Here is a 22,726-nt window from a genome sequence, read left to right on the forward strand (position 1 = left end):
GCGCAGCGCCGCTGTCGGGCGCGGCCGCGGCATCGCCGTTCGCCGCCAGCCGTGCGCGGGCGTCGGGGCCTTCGCCGGTCAGCAGGCCGCTGCGCCAGATGCCATAGCCCGCGACCAGCAGGATCGCGATCGCAAATGCCACGATCGCGAGCAGCCGCGGCGGCAGCCGGGTCGGGTCGGCGGGCTCATAGGGCTCGTAGGCGATCCGCGTCGACGCGCTGCTGGTCTGCGAGAGTTCGCCGCGAAAGGCCAGCGACAGCGCGACCGGATCGAGCCCGACGGTGCGCGCATAGGCCTTGACGAAGCCCGCGCTGTACGGCGCCGCGGGCAGTCCCTCGAGCCGACCGCTCTCGATCTGCACGAGGTGGCGGACAGGGATACGCGTCTGCTGGCCGATCTCGTCCAGCGTCTGGCCGCGCGCCTCGCGTGCAGCCCGCAATTGGGCGCCCACCGTAGCCGGCGTATTCGCCTCGCTCGTCTCTTCCATTCCATTTCCCTGCCGGGGCCAGGCCTACACGCCGCGCCGCGATACCTTCGCTTTCTCGCAACAGGGCCGCTACAAAGTCAAACGGCACGTGCCACTTTTCGTAACGGATGCGTCCGGACGTGCCGAGACACGCGTAAATCGCTCAGAGAATTGCGGTATCCTGCGCGCCTGCCCATGCTTCCATGCGCCCGCGCAGATCGCGCGGTCCTTCGGCAAGCCATGCCGGCATCGCCGCACGCAACGCGCCGAGGTCGAGCGAACGGATCATCGCCTTGACCGGCCCGACCGCTGCCGGGGTGATCGACAACCGGTCGATACCTAGCCCGAGCAGCGCCATCGCCTCGAGCGGCCGACCGCCCATCTCGCCGCAGACCCCGACCGGCACGCCGGCGGAGGTGCAGGCGATCGCGACGCGCGACAAGAAGCGCAGGATCGCCGGGCTCAGCCAATCATAGCGTTCGGCGAGCCGCGGGTTGCCGCGATCGGCGGCAAACAGGAACTGGGTCAGGTCGTTGGTGCCGATCGACAGGAAATCGAGCATCGGCAGCAGATGGTCGAGCACCTCGGCGAGTGCTGGCACCTCGAGCATCGCGCCATAGCGCACCGCGCTCGCGACCGTCTTGCCGCGCCCGACCAGCCAGGCCCGCTGTTCCTCGAAGATCTTTCGCGCGGCCTCATATTCCCAGGGCTCCGACACCATCGGGAACATCACGTGCAGCGTGCGCCCCGCCGCGGCCTCGAGCAGCGCGCGCGCCTGCGCCTTCATCAGCGCGTCGCGGCCAAGCGCGAGGCGCAGCGCGCGCCAGCCCATCGCCGGATTCTCCTCCCCCGACGCGCCCTCTATCTTCATATAGGGCAGCGCCTTGTCGCCGCCGATGTCGACCGTGCGGAAGATCACCGGGCGGTCGCCCGCCGCCTCCATCACATCCTTGTAGAGACGCTGCTGATGCTCGCGCTGGGGCAGCGTCGCCGAGACGAGGAACTGGAATTCGGTGCGGAACAGCCCGATGCCGTCGGCGCCGGTGACGTCGAGCTGCGCTGCATCGTCGCGCAGCCCGGCATTGACCATCAGCTGGATGCGCACGCCGTCGCGCGTCGTCGCGGGAAGGTCGCGGAGCGTGGCGAATTCGGCGCGGCGCTTCTGGGTGACCGCGAGCTTGGCCTCGAACGCCTCCTCCATCGGCGCGGTCGGGCGCGCGACGAGATGGTTCTGCGTCGCATCGAGCAGCAGCAGGTCGCCCTCCGCGACAGTATGCCGGATGTCGCGGGTACGGCCGAGCACGGGCACGCCCATCGCGCGCGCGACGATGGTGACGTGCGCGGTGAGCGAACCCTCTTCGAGCACGACGCCCTTGAGCCGGCGACGATCATATTCGAGCAGCTCGGCGGGCCCGAGATTGCGCGCGATCAGGATCGAATCCTGCCGCAGCCCCATCTGTGCCGCGGTGCCGAGTTGACCCGAGACGATCCGCAGCAGCCGATTGGCGAGATCCTCGAGATCGTGCATCCGGTCGCGCAGCAGCGGATCGTCGATCTCGCGCATCCGCTGGCGGGTGCGCTGCTGGACGCGCTCGATCGCCGCCTCGGCGGTCAGCCCCGAGCTGATCGCGTCGTTGATGCGCCGGCTCCAGCCCTCGTCATAGGCGAACATCTTATAGGTCGCGAGCACATCCTGATGCTCGCCCGCGGTGCCGAATTCGGCCTGGCTCATCATCCGGTCGATCTGCTCGCGCATCTGCCGGAAGGCTGAATAGACGCGCTGGCGTTCGGCCTCGATGTCCTCGGCGATGCTGTGCTCGATCACCACGCGCGGCTGGTGGAAGACGGCATGGCCGCGCGCCATCCCGTCGACCAGCTTGAGCCCGTCGAGATGCGCCGGGCCGGTGTCGCGCGCGCCCGATCCGGCGCCGAGCCCCTCGTCGATCAGCCCGGCGGCGGCGATCAGCTCGGCGAGCACCATCGCGACGGTCTGCAGCGCCTCGATCTCGACATCGTCGTAGCGGCGCGGCGCCTCGTGCTGGACGCACAGCACGCCGACCGCGCGCTCGCGGCGCACGATCGGGACGCCCGCGAAGCTGTGATACAGTTCCTCGCCGGTCTCGGGCTTGTAGGCGAATTCGGGATGCGATTCGGCCTCGTCGAGATTGAGCGTCTCGACATGCTTGGCGATGGTGCCGACCAGGCCTTCGCCCAGCGCCATCTTGGTGACGTGGACGGCGGCCTGGCTCAACCCGCGTGTGGCATAGAGTTCGAGCACCCCCTCGCGCAGCAGATAGATCGAGCAGACCTCGCTGGTCAGCGCCTCGCCGATGATCTGGACGACATTGTTGAGCTTGGCCTGCGCGTGCGTGCGACCGGCCATGACGTCGTGCAGCCGCGTCAGGATCTCGCGCGCAGCGGTTGCAGCGGGGGTGGGCAGGGGGACAGCCATGCTGTCAGCGCTATCAGATCGGCGGGGGGCTTACCAAGCGGCGTTTGCTTCGGCACGATTGCGAGGCACTTCACCCTTACCCGTTCGTCCTGGGCGAAGTCGAAGGACGTGTTGCAGGCGCATCATTTGAGGCCTGTCCTTCGACAGGCTCAGGACGAACGGCGTGGGTGCCGCGGATCGTGTTTATGCCGCCGCCGGCGCGATCGGATCGAGCCCCAGCCGCGGGATCTCGATCGCCGGGCAGCGGTCCATCACCACCTTGAGCCCGGCCGCCTCGGCGCGCGCGGCGGCGGCCTCGTCGATCACGCCGAGCTGCATCCACACCGCCTTGGCGCCCGCCGCGATCGCCTCGTCGACCGCGGCGCCCGCCGCCGCCGAGTTGCGGAAGATGTCGACCAGATCGATCGGCTCGCCGATCTGCGCGAGCTCGCGCCAGACATATTCGCCGTGGATATGTTCGCCGGTGATCTGCGGATTGACCGGGAAGACGCGGTAGCCATGCGCCTGCAGCGTGCGCATCACGCCGTTGCTCGGCCGGCTCGGCCGATCCGACGCGCCGACCAGCGCGATGGTGCGCGTCTCGCGGAGCAGCTGGGCGATCTCGGCGTCGGTGGTGAGCGGCATGGGACGTCTCCTCGGGGGAGGTAACCGATCAGCCGGGGGTTCGGTTCAACCCTTCCGGTTCAGGGCGGCGGCGACCTTCTCGGCGATCGCGAGGAACGGCTCGGCGCCGGCATCGTCGCGCGCCGCCGGCGGCTCGCCCGCATCCGAGGCGAGACGGATCGCGATGTCGAGCGGCACGCGCCCGAGGAAGGGGATGCCGAGCCGTGCCGCTTCCTTCTCGGCACCGCCATGGCCGAACGGGTCGGAGACCTCGCCGCAATGCGGGCAGACATAGCCCGCCATATTTTCGACCAGACCCAGGATCGGGATGCCCGCGGTGTTGAACAGGTCGATCGCGCGCGCCGCGTCGATCAAGGCCAGGTCCTGCGGGGTCGAGACGATCACCGCGCCCGCCGGCCGGTGCTTCTGGATCATCGAGAGCTGAATGTCGCCGGTGCCGGGCGGCAGGTCGACGATCAGCGTGTCGGTCTCGCCCCACGCCGCGTCGACGAGCTGGCCGAGCGCGCCCGAGACCATCGGACCGCGCCACGCCAGCGCCTTGTCGGCGGCGACGAGCTGCCCCATCGACAGCATCGGCACGCCCCAGCGCGTCGCGATCGGGTTGAGCACCTTGCCTTCCGCGGTCGGCCGCTCGTCGCTCGCCTGCATCAGCCGCGGCTGCGAGGGCCCATAGATGTCGGCGTCGACCAAGCCGGTGCGGAAGCCGAGCCGCTTCATCGCGATCGCCAGATTGGCCGACAGCGTCGACTTGCCGACGCCGCCCTTGCCGCTGCCCACCGCGATCAGCCGGCGCTCGGGCTTCTGCGCGGTCTGGACGATGCGGACCGCGCTGATCCCCTCGACCGTGCCGAGCACGCGGCGGACGTCGGCCTCGAGCGCGTCGCGCGCGGCGGCGTCGAGCCCCGAGACGTCGAGGATCACGCTCGCGGTGCCGTCCGGGCCGATGCGGGGCGGGGCGACCCGGCCCGAGGCCTGGGGGACGGCCGCGAGCGCGGCGGCGATGGTGGAGCTGTCGGGCATGCGACGCCGCATAGGAGGCTCGCCACCCGATGGCACTATTTTTCCGCCGCCGCGCACCTATAATGGGCGGATGATCGACAATATCGGGCGGGTCGACCGCGACACCCCCATCCTGCTGAACGAGCCCATGCTCAACGAAGAGGGCCCTTGGGGTGGCCGCAGCGCGAGCGATGCGTCCGGCGGCGGCGCGAGCGGCGACGACGGCGCCGGCGACGAGCCGCGCAACCCCTGGACCCAGCCGCCGCGGCGCAAACCCAAGACGGTGCGCGCCGCCGGCCAGCCGTCGATCGAGGAGCTGATCCGCCGGGGCCGCGAGCGGTTCGGCGGCAAGCTGCCCGGCGGCGGCTTCGGCCAGGGCCTCGGTGGCCGCCCGGTGTGGGGCTATGCCTTCGCGGCCTTCCTGCTGCTGTGGCTCGCGACGACCAGCATCCACCGCATCGACCCGCAGGAGCGCGGCGTGATCACGCGCTTCGGCGCCTATGCCGGCACGTTGAAGCCCGGCATCGGGCTGACGCTGCCGGCGCCGATCGACGTCGTCACCCGCGTCAATGTGGATCAGATTCAGAGCTTCGACGTGCCCGCCAGCGGCGGCCAGAATCTCGTGCTGACCGGCGACCAGAACATCGTCGATCTGGCCTATTCGGTGCGCTGGTCGGTGCGCGACCCCGAACTCTATCTGTTCGAGCTCGCCCAGCCCGAAGACACGATTCGCGAGATTGCCGAAAGCGCGATGCGCGAAGAGCTGTCGCGCGTCACGCTCGATCAGGCGATCGGCCCGATGCGCAGCGAGATCGAGGCGCGCGTGACGCTGCGCATCCAGGCGCTGCTCGACCGCTATCATTCGGGGGTGCTCGTCCAGGGCGTCGCGATCCGCCAGGCCGATCCGCCCGCCGCGGTGATGGACGCGTTCAAGGACGTCAGCGCCGCGCAGCAGCAGGCGCAGGGCTTCCTCAACAACGCGCACAGCTATGCCGAGCAGGTCACCGCCAATGCCGAGGCGCAGGCGCAGGCGTTCGACAAGGTCTACGGCGCCTATAAGCTCGCCCCCGACGTCACCAAGAAGCGGATGTATTACGAGACCATGGAGACGGTGCTGGGCAAGACCAACAAGGTGATCGTCGATACCCCCGGCGCGAACGTCTATCTGCCCGGCACGACGCCCGTGCCCAAGGCCGCGCCCGCGGCGCCCGCCGCCGGAGCCGGTCAATGAGCGACGTTTCGGTGATGGCGACGCGCATCCTGAAAAGCCCGATCGGCTGGGCGATCCTGTTCGTGCTGTTCGTGATGGCCTGCGCCAGTGTGTTCGCGGTCGTGCCCGAGACCAAGCAGGCGCTCGTGGTCCGCATGGGCAAGCCCGACCGGGTGAACAACGCCTACCGGCCCGGCGAGCGCTTCGGCGACACGGGGGCCGGCCTGGTCGCGCGCATCCCGGGTGTCGAGGAGGTCTTCCTGATCGACAAGCGCGTGCAGAATCTCGACATGGCGAGCCAGCCGGTGCTGTCGACCGACCAGTTGCGCCTGCAGGTCGATGCGTTCGCGCGCTACCGCATCGTCAACCCGCTGCAGATGTACCTGACCGCGCGCGGCGACGAGCAGCGGGTCGGCGAGGCGCTCAAGCCGATCCTCGGCTCGGCGCTGCGCAACGAGCTCGGCCGGCGCTCCTTTGCGGCGCTGCTGACACCCGAGCGCGACGTCGCGATGGCCAACATCAAGACCGCGCTCGATCGCGTCGCGCACCAATATGGCGCGGAGATCGTCGACGTGCGGATCAAGCGCGCCGAGCTGCCCGACGGCACGCCGCTCGACAGCGCCTATGAGCGGATGAAGACCGCCCGCCAGCAGCAGGCGATGACGATCCGCGCCGAGGGCATGAAGAAGGCGACGATCATCCGCGCGCAGGCCGATGCCGACGCCTCGCGGACCTATGCCGACGCGTTCAATCAGGACCCGCAATTCTTCGACTTCTACCGGGCGATGCAGTCCTATCGCGCGACCTTCGGCGCCGACTCGCCGACCGACGGATCGACGACGATGGTGCTGTCTCCGGACAGCGACTATTTCCGCCAGTTCCGGGGCGGCGGGAAATAATGCCCGCCGCCGGCCGTTCAAATGCTGTTCAGACGACGCGCCGCAGCCTCGATGCTACGATCCTGTTATAGTCCTTCCTGATCCGATCCTTCTCCCTGGGAGACCATCCACCGTGCGTTACGCCTATGCCATCACTGCCGCGCTGCTTGCCGGTGGCGCCGCCGCCACACTCTCCATGCAGCAGCCGGTCGGCGCGCAAGTCGCACAGAATGCAGGATCGACCGCGCACAACCCGATCGGCGGGCCGGCGAGCTTCGCCGATCTCGCCGCCCGGCTCGAGCCGGCCGTCGTCAACATCTCGACCACGCAGCGCGTCAAGGTGCCGCAGCAGAACAACCCGTTCGCGGGCACGCCGTTCGACGATCTGTTCAAGCAGTTCGGCGGCGGCGGGATGCCGGGCGGCGAGAGCGACGGCAATGGCAAGCCGGTGACGCGCGAGGCGATGTCGCTGGGCTCGGGCTTCGTGATCTCGGCCGACGGCTTCATCGTCACCAACAATCACGTCGTCTCGGGCGGCGATCCCAACGATCCCAGCACCAAGGGCGCGACGCTCGAGTCGGTGACGGTGACGCTGTCCGACCATACCGAATATAAGGCGCGCATCGTCGGCCGCGACGCCGCCGCCGATCTCGCCGTGCTCAAGATCGAGGCGCCCAAGCCGCTGCCCTTCGTCCAGTTCGGCGATTCGACGCGCACGCGGGTCGGCGACTGGGTGATCGCGATCGGCGAGCCGTTCGCGCTCGGCGGCACCGTCACCGCGGGCATCGTCTCCGCCATCCACCGCTCGATCACGCCGAGCGGCGGCGCCTACGACCGCTACATCCAGACCGACGCGGCGATCAATTCGGGCAATTCGGGCGGCCCGATGTTCGACATGGCGGGCAATGTCGTCGGCATCAACACCGCGATCTACTCGCCGTCGGGCGGCAGCGTTGGCATCGGCTTCGCGATTCCCGCCGAGCAGGCCAAGCCCGTCGTCGAGGTGCTGATGAAGGGCGGCCACGTCCGCCGCGGCTATCTCGGCGTCGGCATCCAGCCGATCAACGACGACATCGCGTCGGCCTTGGGCCTGCCCAAGAATCACGGCGAGATCGTCAGCCGCGTCGAGCCGGGCTATGCCGCGGCCAAGGCCGGGATCCAGCAGGGCGACGTCATCGTCAAGGTCAACAATATCGACGTGACCCCCGATGAATCGCTGTCGTTCATCGTCTCCAACCTGCCGATCGGCTCGCGCGTACCGATCGAGCTGATCCGCCACAATCAGCACATCACGGTGACCGCGATCGTCGCCGAGCGTCCGCCCGAGAGCCAGCTCAACGCGCTGACCGGCGGCGGTGACGACGACAGTGGCGACGACAGCGGCAATGCTCCGCAGAGCCCGCAGGCCAAGGCCTCGAGCTCGGCGCTGGGGCTGGGGCTGACCGCGCTTACCCCGCGGATCGCGCAGCAGCTCGGCATTCCCGCGACGGTGCGCGGCGTTGCGATCGCCTCGGTCGACCCGTCGAGCGATGCGGCGTCGAACGGGCTCAAGCGCGGCGACGTGATCCTGTCGATCAACCAGGCCCCGACGCCGACCGTGGCCGCCGCGTCGCAGATCGTCGCCGACGCGCAGAAGGCAGGGCGCGACACCGTGCTGCTGCTCGTCCAGCGTGGCGCGCAGCCGGGTCTCTACGTCGGCATCAAGCTGCAGAAGAAATAGGCGCAAGCGCTCCCCGCTCGCCGCGGGCGGGGAGCCGCTTTCCCTCTTGGCCGTCCCCGCCTATCTTGCGCGAATGGACACGCTTCTCGACACACCCGTGACCGTCGCATCGGTCTCGCTCGCCGAATTCGAGCGCGACCGCGACGGCTTCGCGCAGGCGCTCGGTGGCTCGTTCGAACGCTATGGCTTCGCGGTCGTCGCCGATCACGGCATCCCCGCCGACCTGATCGCACGCGCCGAAGCGGCCGCCAAAAGCCTGTTCGCGCTGCCCGAGACGGTCAAACGCGGCTATCATCGGCCGGGCTCGGGCGGCGCGCGCGGCTACACGCCGTTCGGGATCGAGACCGCCAAGGACGCGACCGCGGTCGACCTCAAGGAATTCTGGCACGTCGGCCGTGAACTGCCCGCGGGGCATCGCTTCGCCGACGTGATGGCACCCAATATCTGGCCGCAGGAGCGCGCCGACTTCCGCGCGGTGATGCTCGAAATCTACGCCGCGTTCGAGGCGACCGGCGCGCGTCTGCTCGAGGCGATCGCGCGCTATCTGGGGCTCGACCCCGATTTCTTCGTCGACACGGTGGTCGACGGCAACAGCGTGCTACGGCTGCTCCACTATCCGCCGGTCACCCACGACGGCGCCTCGATCCGCGCCGGCGCGCATGAGGACATCAACACGATCACCCTGCTGCTCGGCGCCGAGGAGGCGGGGCTCGAGATCCTCGACCGCGACGGCCAATGGCTGGCGGTGACGCCGGGCGAGGGCGCGCTGGCGGTCAATGTCGGCGACATGCTGCAGCGGCTGACCAACGGCCGGCTGCGCTCGACGACGCACCGCGTCGCCAATCCGGCGAGCGCGCGGCGGGGCGTGGCGCGCTATTCGATGCCCTTCTTCCTGCACTTCCGGCCGGACTATCTGATCGAGACGCTGCCCGTCTGCGTCGATGCGGCGCATCCCGACCGCTTCCCCGACCCGATCACCGCGCATGACTTTCTGATGCAGCGGCTGCGCGAGATCAAATTGCTGTGAAGGCGCTCGCCACGCTGATGCTGCTGGCGGCCAGTGCGGCGGCCGCGACGCCGATGCGCTATGCCGAGTTCCAGCGGCTGCCCCAGCCGCCGGCGCCGCGGCTGATCGCCTATGGCGCCGATCCGCTCCAGCATGTCGAGCTGTGGAAGCCGGCGGGCAAGGGCCCGTTCCCGGTCGTGCTGATGCTCCATGGCGGCTGCTGGCAGACCGCCGTCGCCAAGGCCGACATCATGCACATGCTCGCGGCCGATCTGGTCAAGCGCGGCATCGCGGTGTGGAACGTCGACTATCGCGGCGTCGACTTGCCCGGCGGCGGCTATCCGGGCACGTTCCGCGATGTCGCGCAGGCCGCAGACCTGCTCGCGCGCGAGGGGCCGGCGCTCGGGCTGAACACGCGCCGCGTCGTGGCCGTGGGACATTCGGCAGGCGGGCATTTGGCGCTGTGGCTCGCCGCTCGGCCCAGGCTCGCCAAGGCCAGCCCGCTATGGTCGGCACATCCGCTGCCGATCGCCGGCGTGCTCAGCCAGGGCGGCCTGCCTGACCTCGCGCTCACCAAGTCGGACGCGACCGAGGCCTGCGGCGTCGATACGGTCGACACGCTCGTCGGCCCGAAGACCGCGGCGCATCCCGACCCCTATGCGGACACCTCGGTCGATCGCCTGCTGCCGATCGGCGTCCCGCAGACGCTGGTCAACGGCGCCGCCGACCCGATCGCGCCGCCCCGCTTCGCCGCCGCCTGGGTCGCCAAGGCGAAGACCGCCGGGGAGCGGGTGACGTCGATCGTCGTGCCCGACCAGGGGCATTTTGAGCTGATCACGCCGGGCACGCCGGCGTGGGCGCAGGAAGTCGGCGTGATCGAGGGGATGCTGAAGCGCTGACCCTGCCCAATCGTCAGCCGGGCGAAAGCCGGGACCGATAGTCGACGGTGCGTCGATGGTCTCGCGGGGCCGCCCGACCGCGTCAGCCGCGCATCGCCGCTGTAGCCCACCTTCCGCATCCATGGGTCCCGGCTTTCGCCGGGACGACGAGGCGAGGCTGGCGCATCGGCGTCACCCCCGCCCGCGATAGCCCGGCACGTCCTGGTCGGGCAGCCACAGCCCCTCGGGCGGGGTGCCCGATTGCCAGAAGACGTCGATCGGGATGCCGCCGCGCGGATACCAATAGCCGCCGATGCGCAGCCAGTGCGGCTGCATCTCGGCGAACAGCCGCTCCGCGATCCCGACCGTGCAATCCTCGTGGAAGGCGGCATGGTTGCGGAACGCGCCCAGGAACAGCTTGAGCGACTTGGATTCGACGATGCGCTCCGCCGGCGCATAGTCGATCACCAGATGCGCGAAGTCGGGCTGGCCGGTCACCGGGCAGAGCGAGGTGAATTCGGGCGCGGTGAAGCGCACGAGATAGGGGCGGCCGGGGCGCGGGTTGGCGACATAGTCGAGGACGGCATCCTCGGGCCGGGCGGGCAGCGGGCTGGTCTGGCCGAGATGGGTGAGGCTCATGCACCGCACCTAGGATCGGCGGCGGCGCTTCGCAATCCTCGACGCCGCGGAAGCCGGGCCTTATGCGAGGGCGAAAGGAGCGCAGGCATATGGACGATCTGGTCACGGTGGACTGGTTGGCACGACGGCTGGACGATCCCGGCATGGTCGTGCTCGACGCCACCTATCTGCCGTTCGAGCCGGATCGCGACGCGGCAGCCGAGTATCGCGCCGGCCACATTCCCGGTGCGCGCTTCCTCGATCTGGCAACGCTTGCCGACACCACCGACCCGCGCCCGACGATGGCGCCGACGCTCGACCAATTCACGAAGCGGATGGCCGCGCTCGGCATCCGCCGCGACGATCGCGTCATCCTCTACGATGATTCGCCGCACCGCACCTCGGCGCGGGCGTGGTGGGTCATGCGGCTGTTCGGGGTCGAGCGGCTCGCGATCCTCGACGGCGGGGTCGCGGCGTGGCGCGCGGCCGGCCAACCGCTCGAGCGGGGCGACAGTCTCCCGACGCCGGTGCCTGCCGAGCGCACCGGCTTCGTCACCCGCGACGACGCGGCGATCCGCACGCTCGCGCAGGTCCGCGCGCTGGTCGACGATCCCGTCGAGCAGCTGGTCGACGCGCGCGGCGCGCCGCGCTTTTCGGGTGCCGAGGCGGATCCGCGGCCCGGCGTGGCGTCCGGCCACATCCCGGGCTCGATCAACCTGCCCTACGGCCGCCTGTTCGAGCCCGACGGGCGCTGGAAGAAGGGGGACGCGCTCGCCCAATTGTTCGAGAGCGCGGGCGTCGACCCCGCGCGGCCGCTGGTGTTCACCTGCGGATCGGGGATCACAGCCGCCGGGCTGTTCTTCGCGGCGCATCTGGTCGGCCGCGACAACGCCGCGCTCTATGACGGCTCGTGGAGCGAATGGGGCGCGGACCCGACCACACCGAAGGCGACGGCATGAGCGACGATCTGCGCGACGAGACCAAACTCGTCTCGGGTGGCCGGCGCCCCGAATGGACCGGCCCGATCGTCAACCCGCCGATCCACCGCGCCTCGACGATCCTGTTCGAGGATTGCGCGGCGCTCAAGCACGGCGCCGGGCGCAATGCCGATGGCGACTTCCATTACGGCCGCCGCGGCACGCCCACGCAATGGGCGCTCGCCGAGGCGCTGACGGAGCTCGAGCCCGGCGCCGAGGGCACGATTCTCTACCCCTCGGGGGTCGCCGCGATCGCGGGCGCGCTGCTGACCGTGCTCAAGAGCGGCGACGAGCTGCTGATGGTCGACAGCGTCTACGGGCCGACGCGCGCCTTTTGCGACACCGTGCTCCGCGGCATGGGGATCGCGACGCGCTATTACGATCCGTCGATCGGCGCGGGCATCGCCGAGATCGTCGGCGAGCGGACCGCCGCGATCTTCCTGGAAAGCCCGGGAAGCCTGACCTTCGAGGTGCAGGATATCCCGGCGATCGTGGCGGTCGCCAAGGCGCGCGGGATCGTCACATTGCTCGACAACACTTGGGCGACCCCGCTGTTCTTCCCGGCGATCGCGGCGGGTATCGATCTCGCCATCCTGGCGTGCACCAAATATATCGTCGGCCATTCGGACGCGATGCTGGGATCGGTGACCGCGACGCCGGCGCACTATCCCGCGCTGCGCCGGATGTCGCAGCTGTTCGGCCAATATGTCTCGCCCGACGACGCCTATCTCGCTAGCCGCGGGCTGCGCACGCTGGCGGTGCGGCTCCGCGCGCACGAGGCGGGGGGGCTGGCGGTCGCGCGCTGGCTCGAGACACGGCCGGAGGTTGCCGGCGTGCTCCATCCCGCGCTGCCGGGGTGTCCGGGTCACGCGCTATGGGTGCGCGATTTCACGGGCGCGACGGGCCTGTTCGCCTTCATCCTCGACGGCGGCCCGGCCAGCGCCCGCGCCGCGCTGATCGACGGGCTCCGGCATTTCGGCATCGGCTATAGCTGGGGTGGCTATGAGAGCCTGGCGCTGCCGATCGATCCCGCCGGGCTCCGCACCGCAACGGCATGGCAGGCGGCGGGGCCGGCGATCAGGCTGCATATTGGGCTCGAGCATCCCGATGATCTCATTGCCGATCTCGCGGCGGGTCTCGACCGCTATACGGAAAGTAAATGACGCAACGCGGAAACTTTATGTCAATCTATGTTGCGGGTGAGCAACGGTAAATCGATCATATCCGACACGTGACGAAATTGTGATGGTGCGGCGCAGCGCAAATGCTAGGCGAGACCTGCGTAGCGACAGCCGACCACCGCGCCGACAGGCACGGGAGAGCTTGGTACCGATACGCTGCAGGTGGATGGACCAGTCACAATGAGGGAGGGACACCACAATGCGTATCTTGTCCAAGGCCGGCCTTGCGCTGGCGTTCGGAAGCCTGGCCGCGATGCCCGCGCTTGCCGACGATCCGGCGGCGCCCGCCGCACCGCCTAGCAACTTCACGATCACCGGCGGCGCGACGCTGACCAGCGACTATCGCTTCCGCGGCATCTCGCAGACCGACAAGCGCTTCGCGATCCAGGGCACGCTCGGCGTCGTCCATTCGTCGGGCTTCTACATCGGTACCTGGGGCAGCTCGATCGACGATTATGTCGCCAACGGCAGCGACCAGGAGATCGATCTCTACGGCGGCTACAAGCACACGTTCAGCGGCACGACGGTCGATGGCGGCCTGCTCTATTATTACTATCCGGGTTCGCACGGGGCGAACACCGACTTCTTCGAGCCCTATCTCAACGCCTCGCACAGCTTCGGCCCGCTCGGCGTCAAGCTGGGGCTGAACTATGCGTGGAACCAGCATGCGCAGTCCTGCGCCTATGATCCGCGCTGCGCCGGCAAGCCGCGCGAGGACAGCCTCTACACCTATGGCGAGCTGTCGGTCGCGGTGCCCAAGACGCCGGTGACGGTCACCGGGCATCTCGGCGAGAGCTGGGGCCGCAGCTACCTGACCAACGGGCTCAAGAACTACACCGACTGGTCGCTGACCGCAGCCTATACCTGGAAGGCACTGACCTTCTCGGCGGCCTATGTCGACACCGACATCAAGAAGTCCGAGTTCGTGATCCCGAGCGGACGCAACCCGGTCAAGGGTGGGTTCGTCGGCGCCGTCGCGGTGTCGTTCTGATCGCCTGATCGCCACACATGGAAAGGGCCGCAGCCGGGATGTCCGGTTGCGGCCCTTTTTCTATGCCCGCCGTTGGTGCGACGGCGAAGCTTATTGCGGAGTCGACGCCGTCGTGTTGTCGCCATTGCCGGCGGGCGCGGCGACGATCGCCTTGGTCGCGGTGCCCTTGTTGACGACGTTGGTCGCAGGCGAGCCCGCGACCGAACGGATCCCCGCGTCGGGCGCGCCGCCGGCGGTGTCGATCAGCCCCTGCTGGCCGGCGGTGAGCGGAGCCTGGCCGCCGAACATCGCCGCCATCGCCTGCGCGGACGGATTGGGCTCCTGCGGGCGCGGCGCGCCGGGCTTGGGCGGACGCAGCGAGAAATCGGGCGGGATCACCAGCGGCGGCGAGCGCGTCACCGCGAACTCGTTGGGGGCATTGCGGTTGCCGAAACCGCTCGCCTTGGTGTGGGTGCAGCCACCGAGCGCGGAAAGCGCCGCCACCGTTCCGATGAGCCCGATCGTCTTACGCATGCAGATCCTCCGAAGCGGGTGTGCGGACGAACAGCGCGCGCAGCACCAGCAGCAATACGCCGATCGTAATAGCGGCATCGGCGACGTTGAACACCAGGAAAGGATGCATGTCGCCGAAATGCAGGTCGAGGAAGTCGGCGACATAGCCGAGCCGCACGCGATCGGTGATGTTGCCCGCGGCGCCGCCGAGCACGAGCCCCAGCGCGCCGGCGTCGAGCCGGTTGTGCTCGCGCCACAGCCAGAACACGACCGCGACCGCGATCCCCGCGGTGAGCAGCACCAGCAGCCAGCGCTCGGTCACGCTGTCGGCGGTGAGGAAGCCCATCGAGATGCCGTGATTTTCCACCCACACGAAGCGGAAGATCGGCAGCAGCGCGATCTCCATCCGGCCCGGCAGGTCGAGCGTGTGGACGATCAGCGCCTTGATCAGCTGGTCGAGCCCGAACACCAGCGCGGCGATGCCCAGGCCCAGGCGCCGGATCGCCGGCGCGTCGTAGAAGGGCTTAGCCATGCACCATGTCCTCGCAGCGGTCGCACAAGTCGCCGTCGGTCTCGACCTCGGGCAGATGCCGCCAGCAGCGGCCGCATTTGAGCCAGTCGGTGGTGTGGACAATGACGGTCTCGTGCGCGGTGGTCTCGAGCTGGACGTCGGCGACGATGAACAGTTCGGCGAGCTCGGACGGCGTCGCGGTCGGCCGCTGCGGCGACCCGATCGCGACCTTGGCGGCGAGCGACGAGCCGATCGCCTTGGCCTTGCGCATCGGCTCGATCTCGGCCGAGACGAGCAGGCGCAGGCGGCGCAGCGTCTGCCAATCCTCGGCCATCTCGGCGTTGAGCCACAGTTCGTCGACCTCGGGCCAGGTCAGCAGATGGACCGATCCGGCGTCCGGGAAGCGCGTGCCCCACGTCTCCTCGGCGGTGAAGCAGAGGATCGGGGCGGCATAGCGCACCAGGGCATGGAACAGGATGTCGAGCGCGCTGCGATAGGCGCGGCGGGTCAGCGACCCTTCGGGCTTGGCCGGGCCGACGTCGCAGTACAGCACGTCCTTGCGGATATCGAAGTAGAAGGCGGAGAGATCCGCATTGGCGAAGTCGGTGAGCGCCCGCGCGTAGCGGTTGAACTCATAGGCGTCGGCGGCGGCGCGCAGCTCGATGTCGAGCGCCGAGAGCAGATGGAGCACATAGCGCTCGAGCTCGGGCATGTCGGCGACCGGCACGCGCTCCGAAAAACCGTCGAGCGCGCCGAGCAGGTAGCGGAAGGTGTTGCGCAGCTTGCGATAGGCGTCGGAGGTGGTGGTCAGCACCTCCTTGCCGATGCGGACGTCCTCGAAATAGTCGGTCGAGGCGACCCACAGGCGGAGGATATCGGCACCGCTCTCGCCGATGATCTTGAGCGGATCGACGACGTTGCCGATCGACTTCGACATCTTGCGGCCCTGCTGGTCGAGCGCGAAGCCGTGCGTCAGCACCGCGGCATAAGGCGCGACGCCGCGGGTGCCGCAGCTCTCGAGCAGCGACGACTGGAACCAGCCGCGATGCTGGTCCGATCCCTCGAGATAGAGGTCGGCGCGGACGCCTTCGCCGTAGCGCGCCTCGATCACGAAGGCATGCGTCGAGCCCGAATCGAACCAGACGTCGAGAATGTCGGTGACCGGCTGCCACTGCGCGGCGTCGTGATCGGGGCCGAGCAGGGCGGCGTGATCGGCGGTGAACCAGGCGTCGGCGCCGCCCTGTTCGAACGCGGCTACGATGCGCGCGTTGACCGCCGGGTCGTTGAGATAGGCGCCGGTCTTGGGGTCGAGATACAGCGCGATCGGCACGCCCCAGGCGCGCTGGCGCGAAATCACCCAATCGGGGCGGCCCGCCACCATCGCGCCGATCCGGTTGCGCCCCTTTTCGGGGACGAAGCGCGTGTGCGCAATCGCATCGGTCGCGAGTTCGCGCAGGGTCGCCCCGTTAGAGCCCTCTCCCTTGAGGGAGAGGGTTGGGTGAGGGTGGCCGACCTCGGGGGTGGGACGCTCGGCTGCGCCGAACTCCCCCTCACCCCGACCCTCTCCCCGCCGGGGAGAGGGGGATGACGCGTCGATCTCGACCGCGATCGGCCGCGGCTCGCTTTGCGCGCCGATCTCCGCCTGGCGCACTGCCCCCGGCAGTTCGCTGGTCAGGCTACGATCCATCGCGATGAACCACTGCGGAGTCGCGCGGAAGATCACCTTCGCCTTGCTCCGCCACGAATGCGGATAGCTGTGCTTATAGTCCGCGGACGCCGCGAGCAGCGCGCCGGCCTCGCGCAGGTCGGTGCAGATCGGGCCGTCGGGCGCGTTGAGCTTGGGCGCGATCACCGAGCCCTGGCCGCCCATCCACGCCCAGTCGGCGCGATACCTGCCGTCGCCCTCGACCGCGAACACCGGATCGATGCCGTTCGCCTTGCAGAGCAGGAAATCGTCCTCGCCATGATCGGGCGACATGTGGACCAGCCCCGTGCCCGCATCGGTGGTGACGAAGTCGCCGGGCAGGAACGGGCGGGGCCGCAGGAAGAATTCTGCAAGCGGGTGCGACGGATCAAGCCCCTCCCCTTCAGGGGAGGGGTTGGGGTGGGGCGCATCTGCGGGCGCTGCGTCCGATAGCGAGGCCCCACCCCCGGCCCCTCCCCTGAAGGGGAGGGGGGAGAAGCGCTTCGCCATCGGGTGACGCGCGACGGTGCCGGCGAGGCGAGAGCCGAGAAACGTCCCAAGCGATTTTGCCTCGCCTAAAATGGGATCGTAGTTCCACCGCTTCATTGATTCTGCTTGGCAGTTCGCAGCGACCAAGAGCTTGCGGCCGTTCCATTCAACGAGTTCGTAAGCAACCTCCGGCCCATAGGCCAAAGCCTGGTTCACCGGGATCGTCCACGGCGTCGTCGTCCAGATCACCGCATAGGCGCCGACCAGCTCGGGCACCGCGCTCTCGACGATCTCGAACGCCACGTCGATCTGCGTCGAGACGATGTCCTCATATTCGACCTCGGCCTCGGCGAGCGCGGTCTTCTCGACCGGGCTCCACATCACCGGCTTGGCGCCGCGATAGAGCTGGCCGGTCTCGGCAAACTTCAAAAGCTCGCCGACGATCGTCGCCTCGGCGTCATACTTCATCGTCAGGTACGGATCGGCCCAGTCGCCCATCACGCCCAGTCGCTTGAACTGCTCGCGCTGCACGTCGACCCATTTTTGCGCATAGGCCCGGCATTCGGCGCGGAACTGCGCGACCGGCACGTCGTCCTTATTCTGCTTCTTGGCGCGATAGGCTTCCTCGACCTTCCACTCGATCGGCAGGCCGTGGCAGTCCCAGCCGGGGACATAGGGCGCGTCCTTGCCCATCAGCGACTGGCTCCGGACGATGATGTCCTTGAGCACCTTGTTCATCGCATGACCCATGTGGATGTCGCCATTGGCGTAGGGCGGGCCATCGTGGAGCAGGAAGCGCTCGGCGCCGACGCGGGCGAGGCGCAGCTGGCCGTAGAGGTCGTCCGCTTCCCATTTGGCGAGGATCGCGGGCTCCTTGGCGGCGAGCCCGGCTTTCATCGGGAAGTCGGTCTTCGGCAGGAAGACGGTGTCGCGCCAGTCGGTTTTTTCGGAGGGTTCGGACATATCGCGGCGGGCTTTAGCCTACTATCCCCCTCCCTGAAAGAGTAGCGGGTCGGTCATGCCCCCGGCATGACCTGAACAGCGCGGGGCGCTGTTCACCCGCTGCTGGGTTCGGGGTGGGTTGTTCTCCGGATCAGTGCAGCGCCCGCCCCAAACGAACCCACCCCCGACCCCTCCCTTCCAGGGAGGGGAGACAATCATCAGCGAGGGGAGGACCCGAGGATGCGCCGCGCCTCGATGCAATCCGCCTCCATCTGGACGATCAACGCGGCGAGGCTGTCGAACTTGGCTTCGGGGCGGAGGTGCGCGATCAGCTCGACCGCGAGCGGCTGGCCGTAGAGGTCGCCCGAAAAATCGAAGAAATAGGGCTCGAGCAATTCCTTGGGCGGATCGAATTGCGGCCGGATGCCGAGGTTCGCGGCGCCACCCAGCACGCGCCCGTCGGCGAGCCGCCCGCGCACCGCATAGATGCCGTAGGCGGGGCGGAGGTAATCGCCCAGCGCGAGGTTGGCGGTGGGATAGCCGATCGTGCGGCCGACCTTGTCACCATGCTGGACGCTGCCCGCGATCGTATAGGGACGGGTGAGCAGCCGCGTCGCCGCCGCGATCTCGCCGGCCCTGAGGTGCTGGCGGATGCGCGTCGAGGAGGCGATGCCGCCCTCGGCCTCGACCGCCGCGATCGCCTCCGCCGCGATGCCGTGGCGCGCGCCGATCGCCGCCAGCGCCGCGGTGTCGCCCGCGCGGTCGCGCCCGAAGGTGAAGTCGTAGCCGGTGACCACCGCGCTCGCGCCGATCCGCGCGGCGAGCCAGTCGGCGACGAACCCCTCGGGGCTGACCGCCGCCATCGCCCGGTCGAAGGGCAGCACGATCGTGCCGTCCATGCCGAAGGCCGCGAACAGTTCGGCGCGCTGGTCGATCGTGCTGAGCAGGAAGGGCGGCGCGTCGGGGCGGAACAGGCGCGCGGGGTGCGGATCGAAGGTCGCGACCAGCGCCGGGCGGCCGGTCGCACGCGCGAGCGCCAGCGCGCGGCCCACCACCGCCTGGTGGCCGACATGGAAGCCGTCGAAGTTGCCGAGCGCCACGACCGCGCCGCGCAAGCCTGCGGGCACGGGGCGATCCCCGGGAAGTCGTTTCATGGGCGCGGGCTATAGCAGAGGGAGGGCCGGTGCCAATGGGTAGGGTGAGGCGGCGCCCTCTACTGGTTCCCCGGCGAAGGCCGGGGCCCAGGCCCAGCGCAGGTGGCGGGCGGTGCGCACGACAAGAAGCGTGGGGCCTGGGCCCCGGCCTACGCCGGGGAACGACTCAGGCGCGCGCCAGCGTCACGAAGCTGTAGGCCGGCCGCGCGCCTTCCGCCGCGACGTCCTCGCGGAAAGTCTCGCGCCAGCCGGCGCCGAGATCGGGCATGTGCGTGTCGCCCTCGGGTGCCGCGTGCACCTCGGTGAGCTCGATCCGGTCGGCGCGCGGCAGGAACAGCGCATATATCTCGGCGCCGCCGATCACCGCCACCACCGGCCCGCCGGCAAGCGCCAGCGCCGCCGCGACGCTGTCCGCCACTTCCGCGCCGGGGCGCGACCAGCTTTTGTCGCGGGTCAGCACGATATGCCGGCGGCCGACGAGCAGATCGGGAAAGCTCTCGAACGTCTTGCGGCCCATAATCATGGGGAGGCCGCCGGTCATCGCCTTGAAGCGCCTGAGGTCGGCGGGGATGCGCCACGGCAGTCCGCCCTCGACGCCGATCACGCCATTGTCCGCGCGCGCCGCGAAGAAGACGATTTCGGGCATCACTTCCTCCCTCCGTTCGTCCTGAGCGAACGGGGATGGGGGGCCGCTCATACTGCCACCTCGCCCTTGATGTGCGGGTGCGCGTCATAGCCCTCGATGACGAAATCCTCGGGCTGATAGCCGTCGATCGCTTGCGGGCGGCGGAGGATGCGGAGAGTCGGCAGCGGCTTGGGGTCGCGCGTCAATTGCAGGCGCGCCTGGTCGAGATGGTTCGAATAGAGGTGGCAGTCGCCCCCGGTCCACACGAAGCTGCCGGGCTCGAGCCCGCATTGCGCCGCCAGGATATGCGTCAGCAGCGCGTAGCTGGCGATGTTGAAGGGGACGCCCAGGAAGACGTCGGCCGAGCGCTGATAGAGCTGGAGGTCGAGCCGCCCGTTGGCGACGCGCGTCTGGAACAGGCAGTGGCACGGCGCCAGCGCCATCTGCGGCAGGTCCGCCGGGTTCCACGCCGAGACGATCTGGCGCCGCGACGCCGGCTTCTCGCGGATCTCGCGGATCAGCGCGGCGATCTGGTCGATATGGCCGCCGTCGGGCGTCGTCCAGTCGCGCCACTGCTTGCCGTAGACAGGCCCGAGATCGCCGTCGGACGCGGCCCATTCGTCCCAGATGCGGACCTTGTGCTCGTGCAGCCACGCGACATTGGTGTCGCCGCGCAGGAACCACAGCAGCTCGACGATGATCGAGCGCAGGTGCAGCTTCTTGGTGGTGACCAGCGGAAACCCCTTCGACAAGTCGAAGCGCATCTGGTGGCCGAACACGCTCAGCGTGCCCACGCCGGTGCGGTCCTGCTGTTCGTCGCCCTCGTCGAGGATGCGGTGCATCAGGTCGAGATAGGGCCTCATGAGGTGCCCCCGGCGGCATCGCAGGGATGGATCGCCTGCGGCAGCGGGCGCGGGCCGATCGCCTTGAACACCGCAAGATAGCCGCCCGCCGAGGGCATCGCCTGCTCGCTCACGCGCGCGAAGCCGACCGCACGTAGCTCGCAGTCGAGCAGGATCGGCGGGGTGCCGTGGCGGTTGGTCGGGCGATCGGCGTCGACGACGATCAGCGTGCCGTCGGGCTTGAGCGCGGGCCGGAGATTCCACAGAAACTCGTAGGGCTGGTCGATCTCGTGATACATGTGGACCATCAGCACGCGATCGAAGCTGCCCGGCGGCAGGCGCGGATTGGCCGGGTCGCCAAGCCGCACGCTGACATTGTCGAGCTGTTCGCGCGTGACGCGTTCGGCGAGCCCGTCGCGCACCGCGGGGATGATGTCCTCGGCGAGCACGCGGCCCTTGTCGCCGACGCGCTTGGCGAGGCGGACGGTATAATAGCCCTCGCCCGCGCCGATGTCGGCGACGGTCATGCCGGACGCGACGCCGGCCTTGTCCATCACCGCACGCGCCTCGTCGAGCTTGTCGCGCGCGCCCTCGGTCGACCAGCCGTCCGAGATGATCGTCGCGACCGGGCGCGAGGGCAGGGGGAACCCATCCTTGTTGCGCGCGGTCGCCGCGTCAGCCGTGTGCGCCTTCGACCCGCAGCCCGTCAGGGCGAGCGCCAGCGTCACGGCAACAAGGGCAGCGCTCCGCCTCAATCGACGTCCTCGACCTCGACCGCCTCGCCGGTGACGCGCTGCGACAGCGCGGCGGCCATGAACGGATCGAGCGCGCCGTCGAGCACGTCGTCGGGCGCGGTCGAGGTGACCCCGGTGCGCAGGTCCTTCACCAACTGATAGGGCTGGAGCACGTAGGAGCGGAACTGGTGGCCCCAGCCGATGTCGGTCTTGGTCGCATTGGTCGCGTTGGCGATCGCTTCCCGCTCCTGCAGCTCGCGCTCGTAGAGCCGGGCCTTGAGCTGGTTCATCGCCTCGGCCTTGTTCTTATGCTGCGACCGCTGGTTCTGGCACTGGACGACGATGTTGGTGGGGATGTGCGTGATGCGCACCGCCGAATCGGTCGTGTTGATGTGCTGGCCGCCCGCGCCCGAGGCCCGGTAGGTATCGATGCGCAGATCGCCCTCGTTGATCTGGATGTCGATATTGTCGTCGACTTCCGGGTAGACCCAGACGCTGGCGAACGAGGTGTGGCGGCGCGCCGAGCTGTCATAGGGCGAGATCCGGACGAGGCGGTGGACGCCGCTCTCGGTCTTGGCCCAGCCATAGGCGTTCTCGCCCTTGAGCATCAGCGTCGCCGACTTGATCCCGGCCTGCTCGCCCGAATGATGGTCGACCAGCTCGACCTTCATGCCGTGGCGTTCGGCCCAGCGCTGGTACATGCGCTGGAGCATCTGCGCCCAGTCCTGGCTCTCGGTGCCGCCGGCGCCGGCATTGACCTCGATATAGGTGTTGTTGCCGTCGGCCTCGCCGGCGAGCAGCGCCTTGACCTTGTCGGTCTCGGCGCGCTGGGCGAGCTCGCCGAGGCTGGCGACCGCCTCGGTCTCCATCTCGGTGTCGCCCTCGGCCTCGGCCATCTCGATCAGCTCGACGGTGTCGTCGCGGTCGCGCTCGATCGTGGTCACCGCCTGGATCGATTCGTCGAGGCGGCGGCGTTCCTGCATGATCGCCTGCGCCTGCTTGGGATCGTTCCACAGCGCGGGGTCCTCGACGCGGGCGTTCAGTTCGTGGAGCCGGCGCTGGGCGCGGTCCCACTCGATGAAGCGGCGGACAAGCGCCATTGCGGCGTTGATCTTGTCGACATGGGCTTGCGCTTCGGCGCGCATATTGTCTTCCTTTGTTTCACCCCGTTCGTGTCGAGCGACGTCGAGACACGGTGGCTAACGGGGCCGGGTCCCTCGACTACGCTCGGGACGAACGGATGGCTAGTTGGA

General features: G+C 69.1%; 21 protein-coding genes. 8 read left to right on the top strand and 13 right to left on the bottom strand.

The window, feature by feature from the left end; genetic code table 11:
- From Q0326_RS01800 to Q0326_RS01815, 4 genes are all read right to left on the bottom strand, one after another.
- On the bottom strand, nt 1–487 hold a 487-nt coding region (locus tag Q0326_RS01800; RefSeq protein ID WP_298686456.1), incomplete at its 3' end, for a helix-turn-helix domain-containing protein.
- Nucleotides 488–629: 142 nt separating this feature from the next.
- A complete protein-coding gene (ptsP, locus tag Q0326_RS01805; RefSeq protein ID WP_298686459.1) occupies nt 630–2,918 on the bottom strand; it encodes a phosphoenolpyruvate--protein phosphotransferase in 2,289 nt (762 codons plus the stop codon).
- 183 nt (nt 2,919–3,101) lie between these two features.
- On the bottom strand, nt 3,102–3,542 hold the full coding sequence (locus Q0326_RS01810; protein ID WP_298686461.1) for a CoA-binding protein: 441 nt from the start codon (nt 3,540–3,542) through the stop codon (nt 3,102–3,104).
- 45 nt (nt 3,543–3,587) lie between these two features.
- Nucleotides 3,588–4,562, bottom strand: coding sequence for an Mrp/NBP35 family ATP-binding protein (locus Q0326_RS01815; RefSeq protein ID WP_298686463.1), 975 nt, complete (start codon nt 4,560–4,562; stop codon nt 3,588–3,590).
- On the opposite strand from Q0326_RS01815, the gene Q0326_RS01820 reads away from it, so the two are divergent.
- The 5 genes from Q0326_RS01820 to Q0326_RS01840 all read left to right on the top strand — a co-directional run bounded on the left by Q0326_RS01820 (nt 4,561) and on the right by Q0326_RS01840 (nt 10,254).
- Nucleotides 4,561–5,772, top strand: a complete 1,212-nt coding sequence (locus Q0326_RS01820) for a protease modulator HflK (protein ID WP_298686465.1) — start codon at nt 4,561–4,563, stop codon at nt 5,770–5,772. The two genes, Q0326_RS01815 and Q0326_RS01820, sit on opposite strands and share 2 nt — an antisense overlap.
- A complete protein-coding gene (locus Q0326_RS01825; RefSeq protein WP_298686467.1) occupies nt 5,769–6,650 on the top strand; it encodes a protease modulator HflC in 882 nt (293 codons plus the stop codon). The genes Q0326_RS01820 and Q0326_RS01825 overlap by 4 nt, the downstream gene beginning before the upstream one ends.
- Nucleotides 6,651–6,762: 112 nt before the next feature.
- Nucleotides 6,763–8,349: a Do family serine endopeptidase gene (locus Q0326_RS01830; protein WP_298686469.1), complete on the top strand. Its 1,587-nt coding sequence runs from the start codon at nt 6,763–6,765 to the stop codon at nt 8,347–8,349.
- A gap of 73 nt (nt 8,350–8,422) precedes the next feature.
- Nucleotides 8,423–9,376, top strand: a complete 954-nt coding sequence (locus Q0326_RS01835; protein WP_298686471.1) for a 2-oxoglutarate and iron-dependent oxygenase domain-containing protein — start codon at nt 8,423–8,425, stop codon at nt 9,374–9,376.
- Nucleotides 9,373–10,254 carry an alpha/beta hydrolase gene (locus Q0326_RS01840; protein ID WP_298686473.1) on the top strand — a complete coding sequence of 294 codons (882 nt, stop codon included), beginning with the start codon at nt 9,373–9,375 and terminating at the stop codon, nt 10,252–10,254. The genes Q0326_RS01835 and Q0326_RS01840 overlap by 4 nt, the downstream gene beginning before the upstream one ends.
- A gap of 171 nt (nt 10,255–10,425) precedes the next feature.
- On the opposite strand, the gene queF is transcribed toward Q0326_RS01840, so the two are convergent.
- Nucleotides 10,426–10,872 carry a preQ(1) synthase gene (gene queF / locus Q0326_RS01845; protein WP_298686475.1) on the bottom strand — a complete coding sequence of 149 codons (447 nt, stop codon included), beginning with the start codon at nt 10,870–10,872 and terminating at the stop codon, nt 10,426–10,428.
- Nucleotides 10,873–10,961: 89 nt separating this feature from the next.
- Here queF and sseA point away from each other — a divergent pair, with 89 nt between their 5' ends.
- The 3 genes from sseA to Q0326_RS01860 all read left to right on the top strand — a co-directional run bounded on the left by sseA (nt 10,962) and on the right by Q0326_RS01860 (nt 14,000).
- On the top strand, nt 10,962–11,810 hold the full coding sequence (gene sseA / locus Q0326_RS01850) for a 3-mercaptopyruvate sulfurtransferase (RefSeq protein WP_298686477.1): 849 nt from the start codon (nt 10,962–10,964) through the stop codon (nt 11,808–11,810).
- Nucleotides 11,807–12,991: a cystathionine beta-lyase gene (metC, locus tag Q0326_RS01855; RefSeq protein ID WP_298686479.1), complete on the top strand. Its 1,185-nt coding sequence runs from the start codon at nt 11,807–11,809 to the stop codon at nt 12,989–12,991. The genes sseA and metC overlap by 4 nt, the downstream gene beginning before the upstream one ends.
- Nucleotides 12,992–13,208: 217 nt before the next feature.
- Entirely contained in the window at nt 13,209–14,000 is a 792-nt protein-coding gene (locus Q0326_RS01860) for a TorF family putative porin (RefSeq protein ID WP_298686481.1), read from the top strand.
- A gap of 90 nt (nt 14,001–14,090) precedes the next feature.
- Here the strand turns inward: Q0326_RS01860 and Q0326_RS01865 are convergent, their stop codons facing one another.
- From Q0326_RS01865 to prfB, 8 genes are all read right to left on the bottom strand, one after another.
- On the bottom strand, nt 14,091–14,513 hold the full coding sequence (locus Q0326_RS01865) for a DUF3035 domain-containing protein (protein ID WP_298686484.1): 423 nt from the start codon (nt 14,511–14,513) through the stop codon (nt 14,091–14,093).
- Nucleotides 14,506–15,024: a signal peptidase II gene (gene lspA, locus Q0326_RS01870; protein ID WP_298686486.1), complete on the bottom strand. Its 519-nt coding sequence runs from the start codon at nt 15,022–15,024 to the stop codon at nt 14,506–14,508. The genes Q0326_RS01865 and lspA overlap by 8 nt, the downstream gene beginning before the upstream one ends.
- Nucleotides 15,017–18,139: an isoleucine--tRNA ligase gene (locus Q0326_RS01875; RefSeq protein WP_298686488.1), complete on the bottom strand. Its 3,123-nt coding sequence runs from the start codon at nt 18,137–18,139 to the stop codon at nt 15,017–15,019. Before Q0326_RS01875 ends, lspA begins: the two co-directional genes overlap by 8 nt.
- A gap of 197 nt (nt 18,140–18,336) precedes the next feature.
- Entirely contained in the window at nt 18,337–19,272 is a 936-nt protein-coding gene (locus tag Q0326_RS01880; RefSeq protein ID WP_298686490.1) for a bifunctional riboflavin kinase/FAD synthetase, read from the bottom strand.
- A gap of 166 nt (nt 19,273–19,438) precedes the next feature.
- Nucleotides 19,439–19,918, bottom strand: coding sequence for a dihydrofolate reductase (locus Q0326_RS01885; protein ID WP_298686492.1), 480 nt, complete (start codon nt 19,916–19,918; stop codon nt 19,439–19,441).
- Between the two features lie 47 nt (nt 19,919–19,965).
- On the bottom strand, nt 19,966–20,760 hold the full coding sequence (locus tag Q0326_RS01890) for a thymidylate synthase (RefSeq protein ID WP_298686495.1): 795 nt from the start codon (nt 20,758–20,760) through the stop codon (nt 19,966–19,968).
- Entirely contained in the window at nt 20,757–21,494 is a 738-nt protein-coding gene (locus Q0326_RS01895; RefSeq protein ID WP_298686497.1) for a class I SAM-dependent methyltransferase, read from the bottom strand. Before Q0326_RS01895 ends, Q0326_RS01890 begins: the two co-directional genes overlap by 4 nt.
- Nucleotides 21,491–22,618: a peptide chain release factor 2 gene (prfB, locus tag Q0326_RS01900; protein ID WP_298686499.1), complete on the bottom strand. Its 1,128-nt coding sequence runs from the start codon at nt 22,616–22,618 to the stop codon at nt 21,491–21,493. The genes Q0326_RS01895 and prfB overlap by 4 nt, the downstream gene beginning before the upstream one ends.
- Between the last annotated feature and the right edge of the window lie 108 nt (nt 22,619–22,726).

It is taken from the genome of uncultured Sphingomonas sp. (assembly GCF_937859915.1).
GTDB lineage: Bacteria > Pseudomonadota > Alphaproteobacteria > Sphingomonadales > Sphingomonadaceae > Solisphingomonas.

Excerpts from the sequence above, each read along its gene's own strand:
- metC (WP_298686479.1), top strand. The coding sequence starts at position 11,807 with ATGAGCGACGATCTGCGCGACGAGACCAAACTCGTCTCGGGTGGCCGG.
- Q0326_RS01820 (WP_298686465.1), top strand. The coding sequence starts at position 4,561 with ATGCGACGCCGCATAGGAGGCTCGCCACCCGATGGCACTATTTTTCCG.
- Q0326_RS01835 (WP_298686471.1), top strand. The coding sequence starts at position 8,423 with ATGGACACGCTTCTCGACACACCCGTGACCGTCGCATCGGTCTCGCTC.
- lspA (WP_298686486.1), bottom strand. The coding sequence starts at position 15,024 with ATGGCTAAGCCCTTCTACGACGCGCCGGCGATCCGGCGCCTGGGCCTG.
- ptsP (WP_298686459.1), bottom strand. The coding sequence starts at position 2,918 with ATGGCTGTCCCCCTGCCCACCCCCGCTGCAACCGCTGCGCGCGAGATC.
- Q0326_RS01860 (WP_298686481.1), top strand. The coding sequence starts at position 13,209 with ATGCGTATCTTGTCCAAGGCCGGCCTTGCGCTGGCGTTCGGAAGCCTG.
- Q0326_RS01825 (WP_298686467.1), top strand. The coding sequence starts at position 5,769 with ATGAGCGACGTTTCGGTGATGGCGACGCGCATCCTGAAAAGCCCGATC.
- queF (WP_298686475.1), bottom strand. The coding sequence starts at position 10,872 with ATGAGCCTCACCCATCTCGGCCAGACCAGCCCGCTGCCCGCCCGGCCC.
- Q0326_RS01815 (WP_298686463.1), bottom strand. The coding sequence starts at position 4,562 with ATGCCCGACAGCTCCACCATCGCCGCCGCGCTCGCGGCCGTCCCCCAG.
- prfB (WP_298686499.1), bottom strand. The coding sequence starts at position 22,618 with ATGCGCGCCGAAGCGCAAGCCCATGTCGACAAGATCAACGCCGCAATG.
- Q0326_RS01875 (WP_298686488.1), bottom strand. The coding sequence starts at position 18,139 with ATGTCCGAACCCTCCGAAAAAACCGACTGGCGCGACACCGTCTTCCTG.
- Q0326_RS01810 (WP_298686461.1), bottom strand. The coding sequence starts at position 3,542 with ATGCCGCTCACCACCGACGCCGAGATCGCCCAGCTGCTCCGCGAGACG.
- Q0326_RS01890 (WP_298686495.1), bottom strand. The coding sequence starts at position 20,760 with ATGAGGCCCTATCTCGACCTGATGCACCGCATCCTCGACGAGGGCGAC.
- Q0326_RS01865 (WP_298686484.1), bottom strand. The coding sequence starts at position 14,513 with ATGCGTAAGACGATCGGGCTCATCGGAACGGTGGCGGCGCTTTCCGCG.
- Q0326_RS01880 (WP_298686490.1), bottom strand. The coding sequence starts at position 19,272 with ATGAAACGACTTCCCGGGGATCGCCCCGTGCCCGCAGGCTTGCGCGGC.
- sseA (WP_298686477.1), top strand. The coding sequence starts at position 10,962 with ATGGACGATCTGGTCACGGTGGACTGGTTGGCACGACGGCTGGACGAT.
- Q0326_RS01885 (WP_298686492.1), bottom strand. The coding sequence starts at position 19,918 with ATGCCCGAAATCGTCTTCTTCGCGGCGCGCGCGGACAATGGCGTGATC.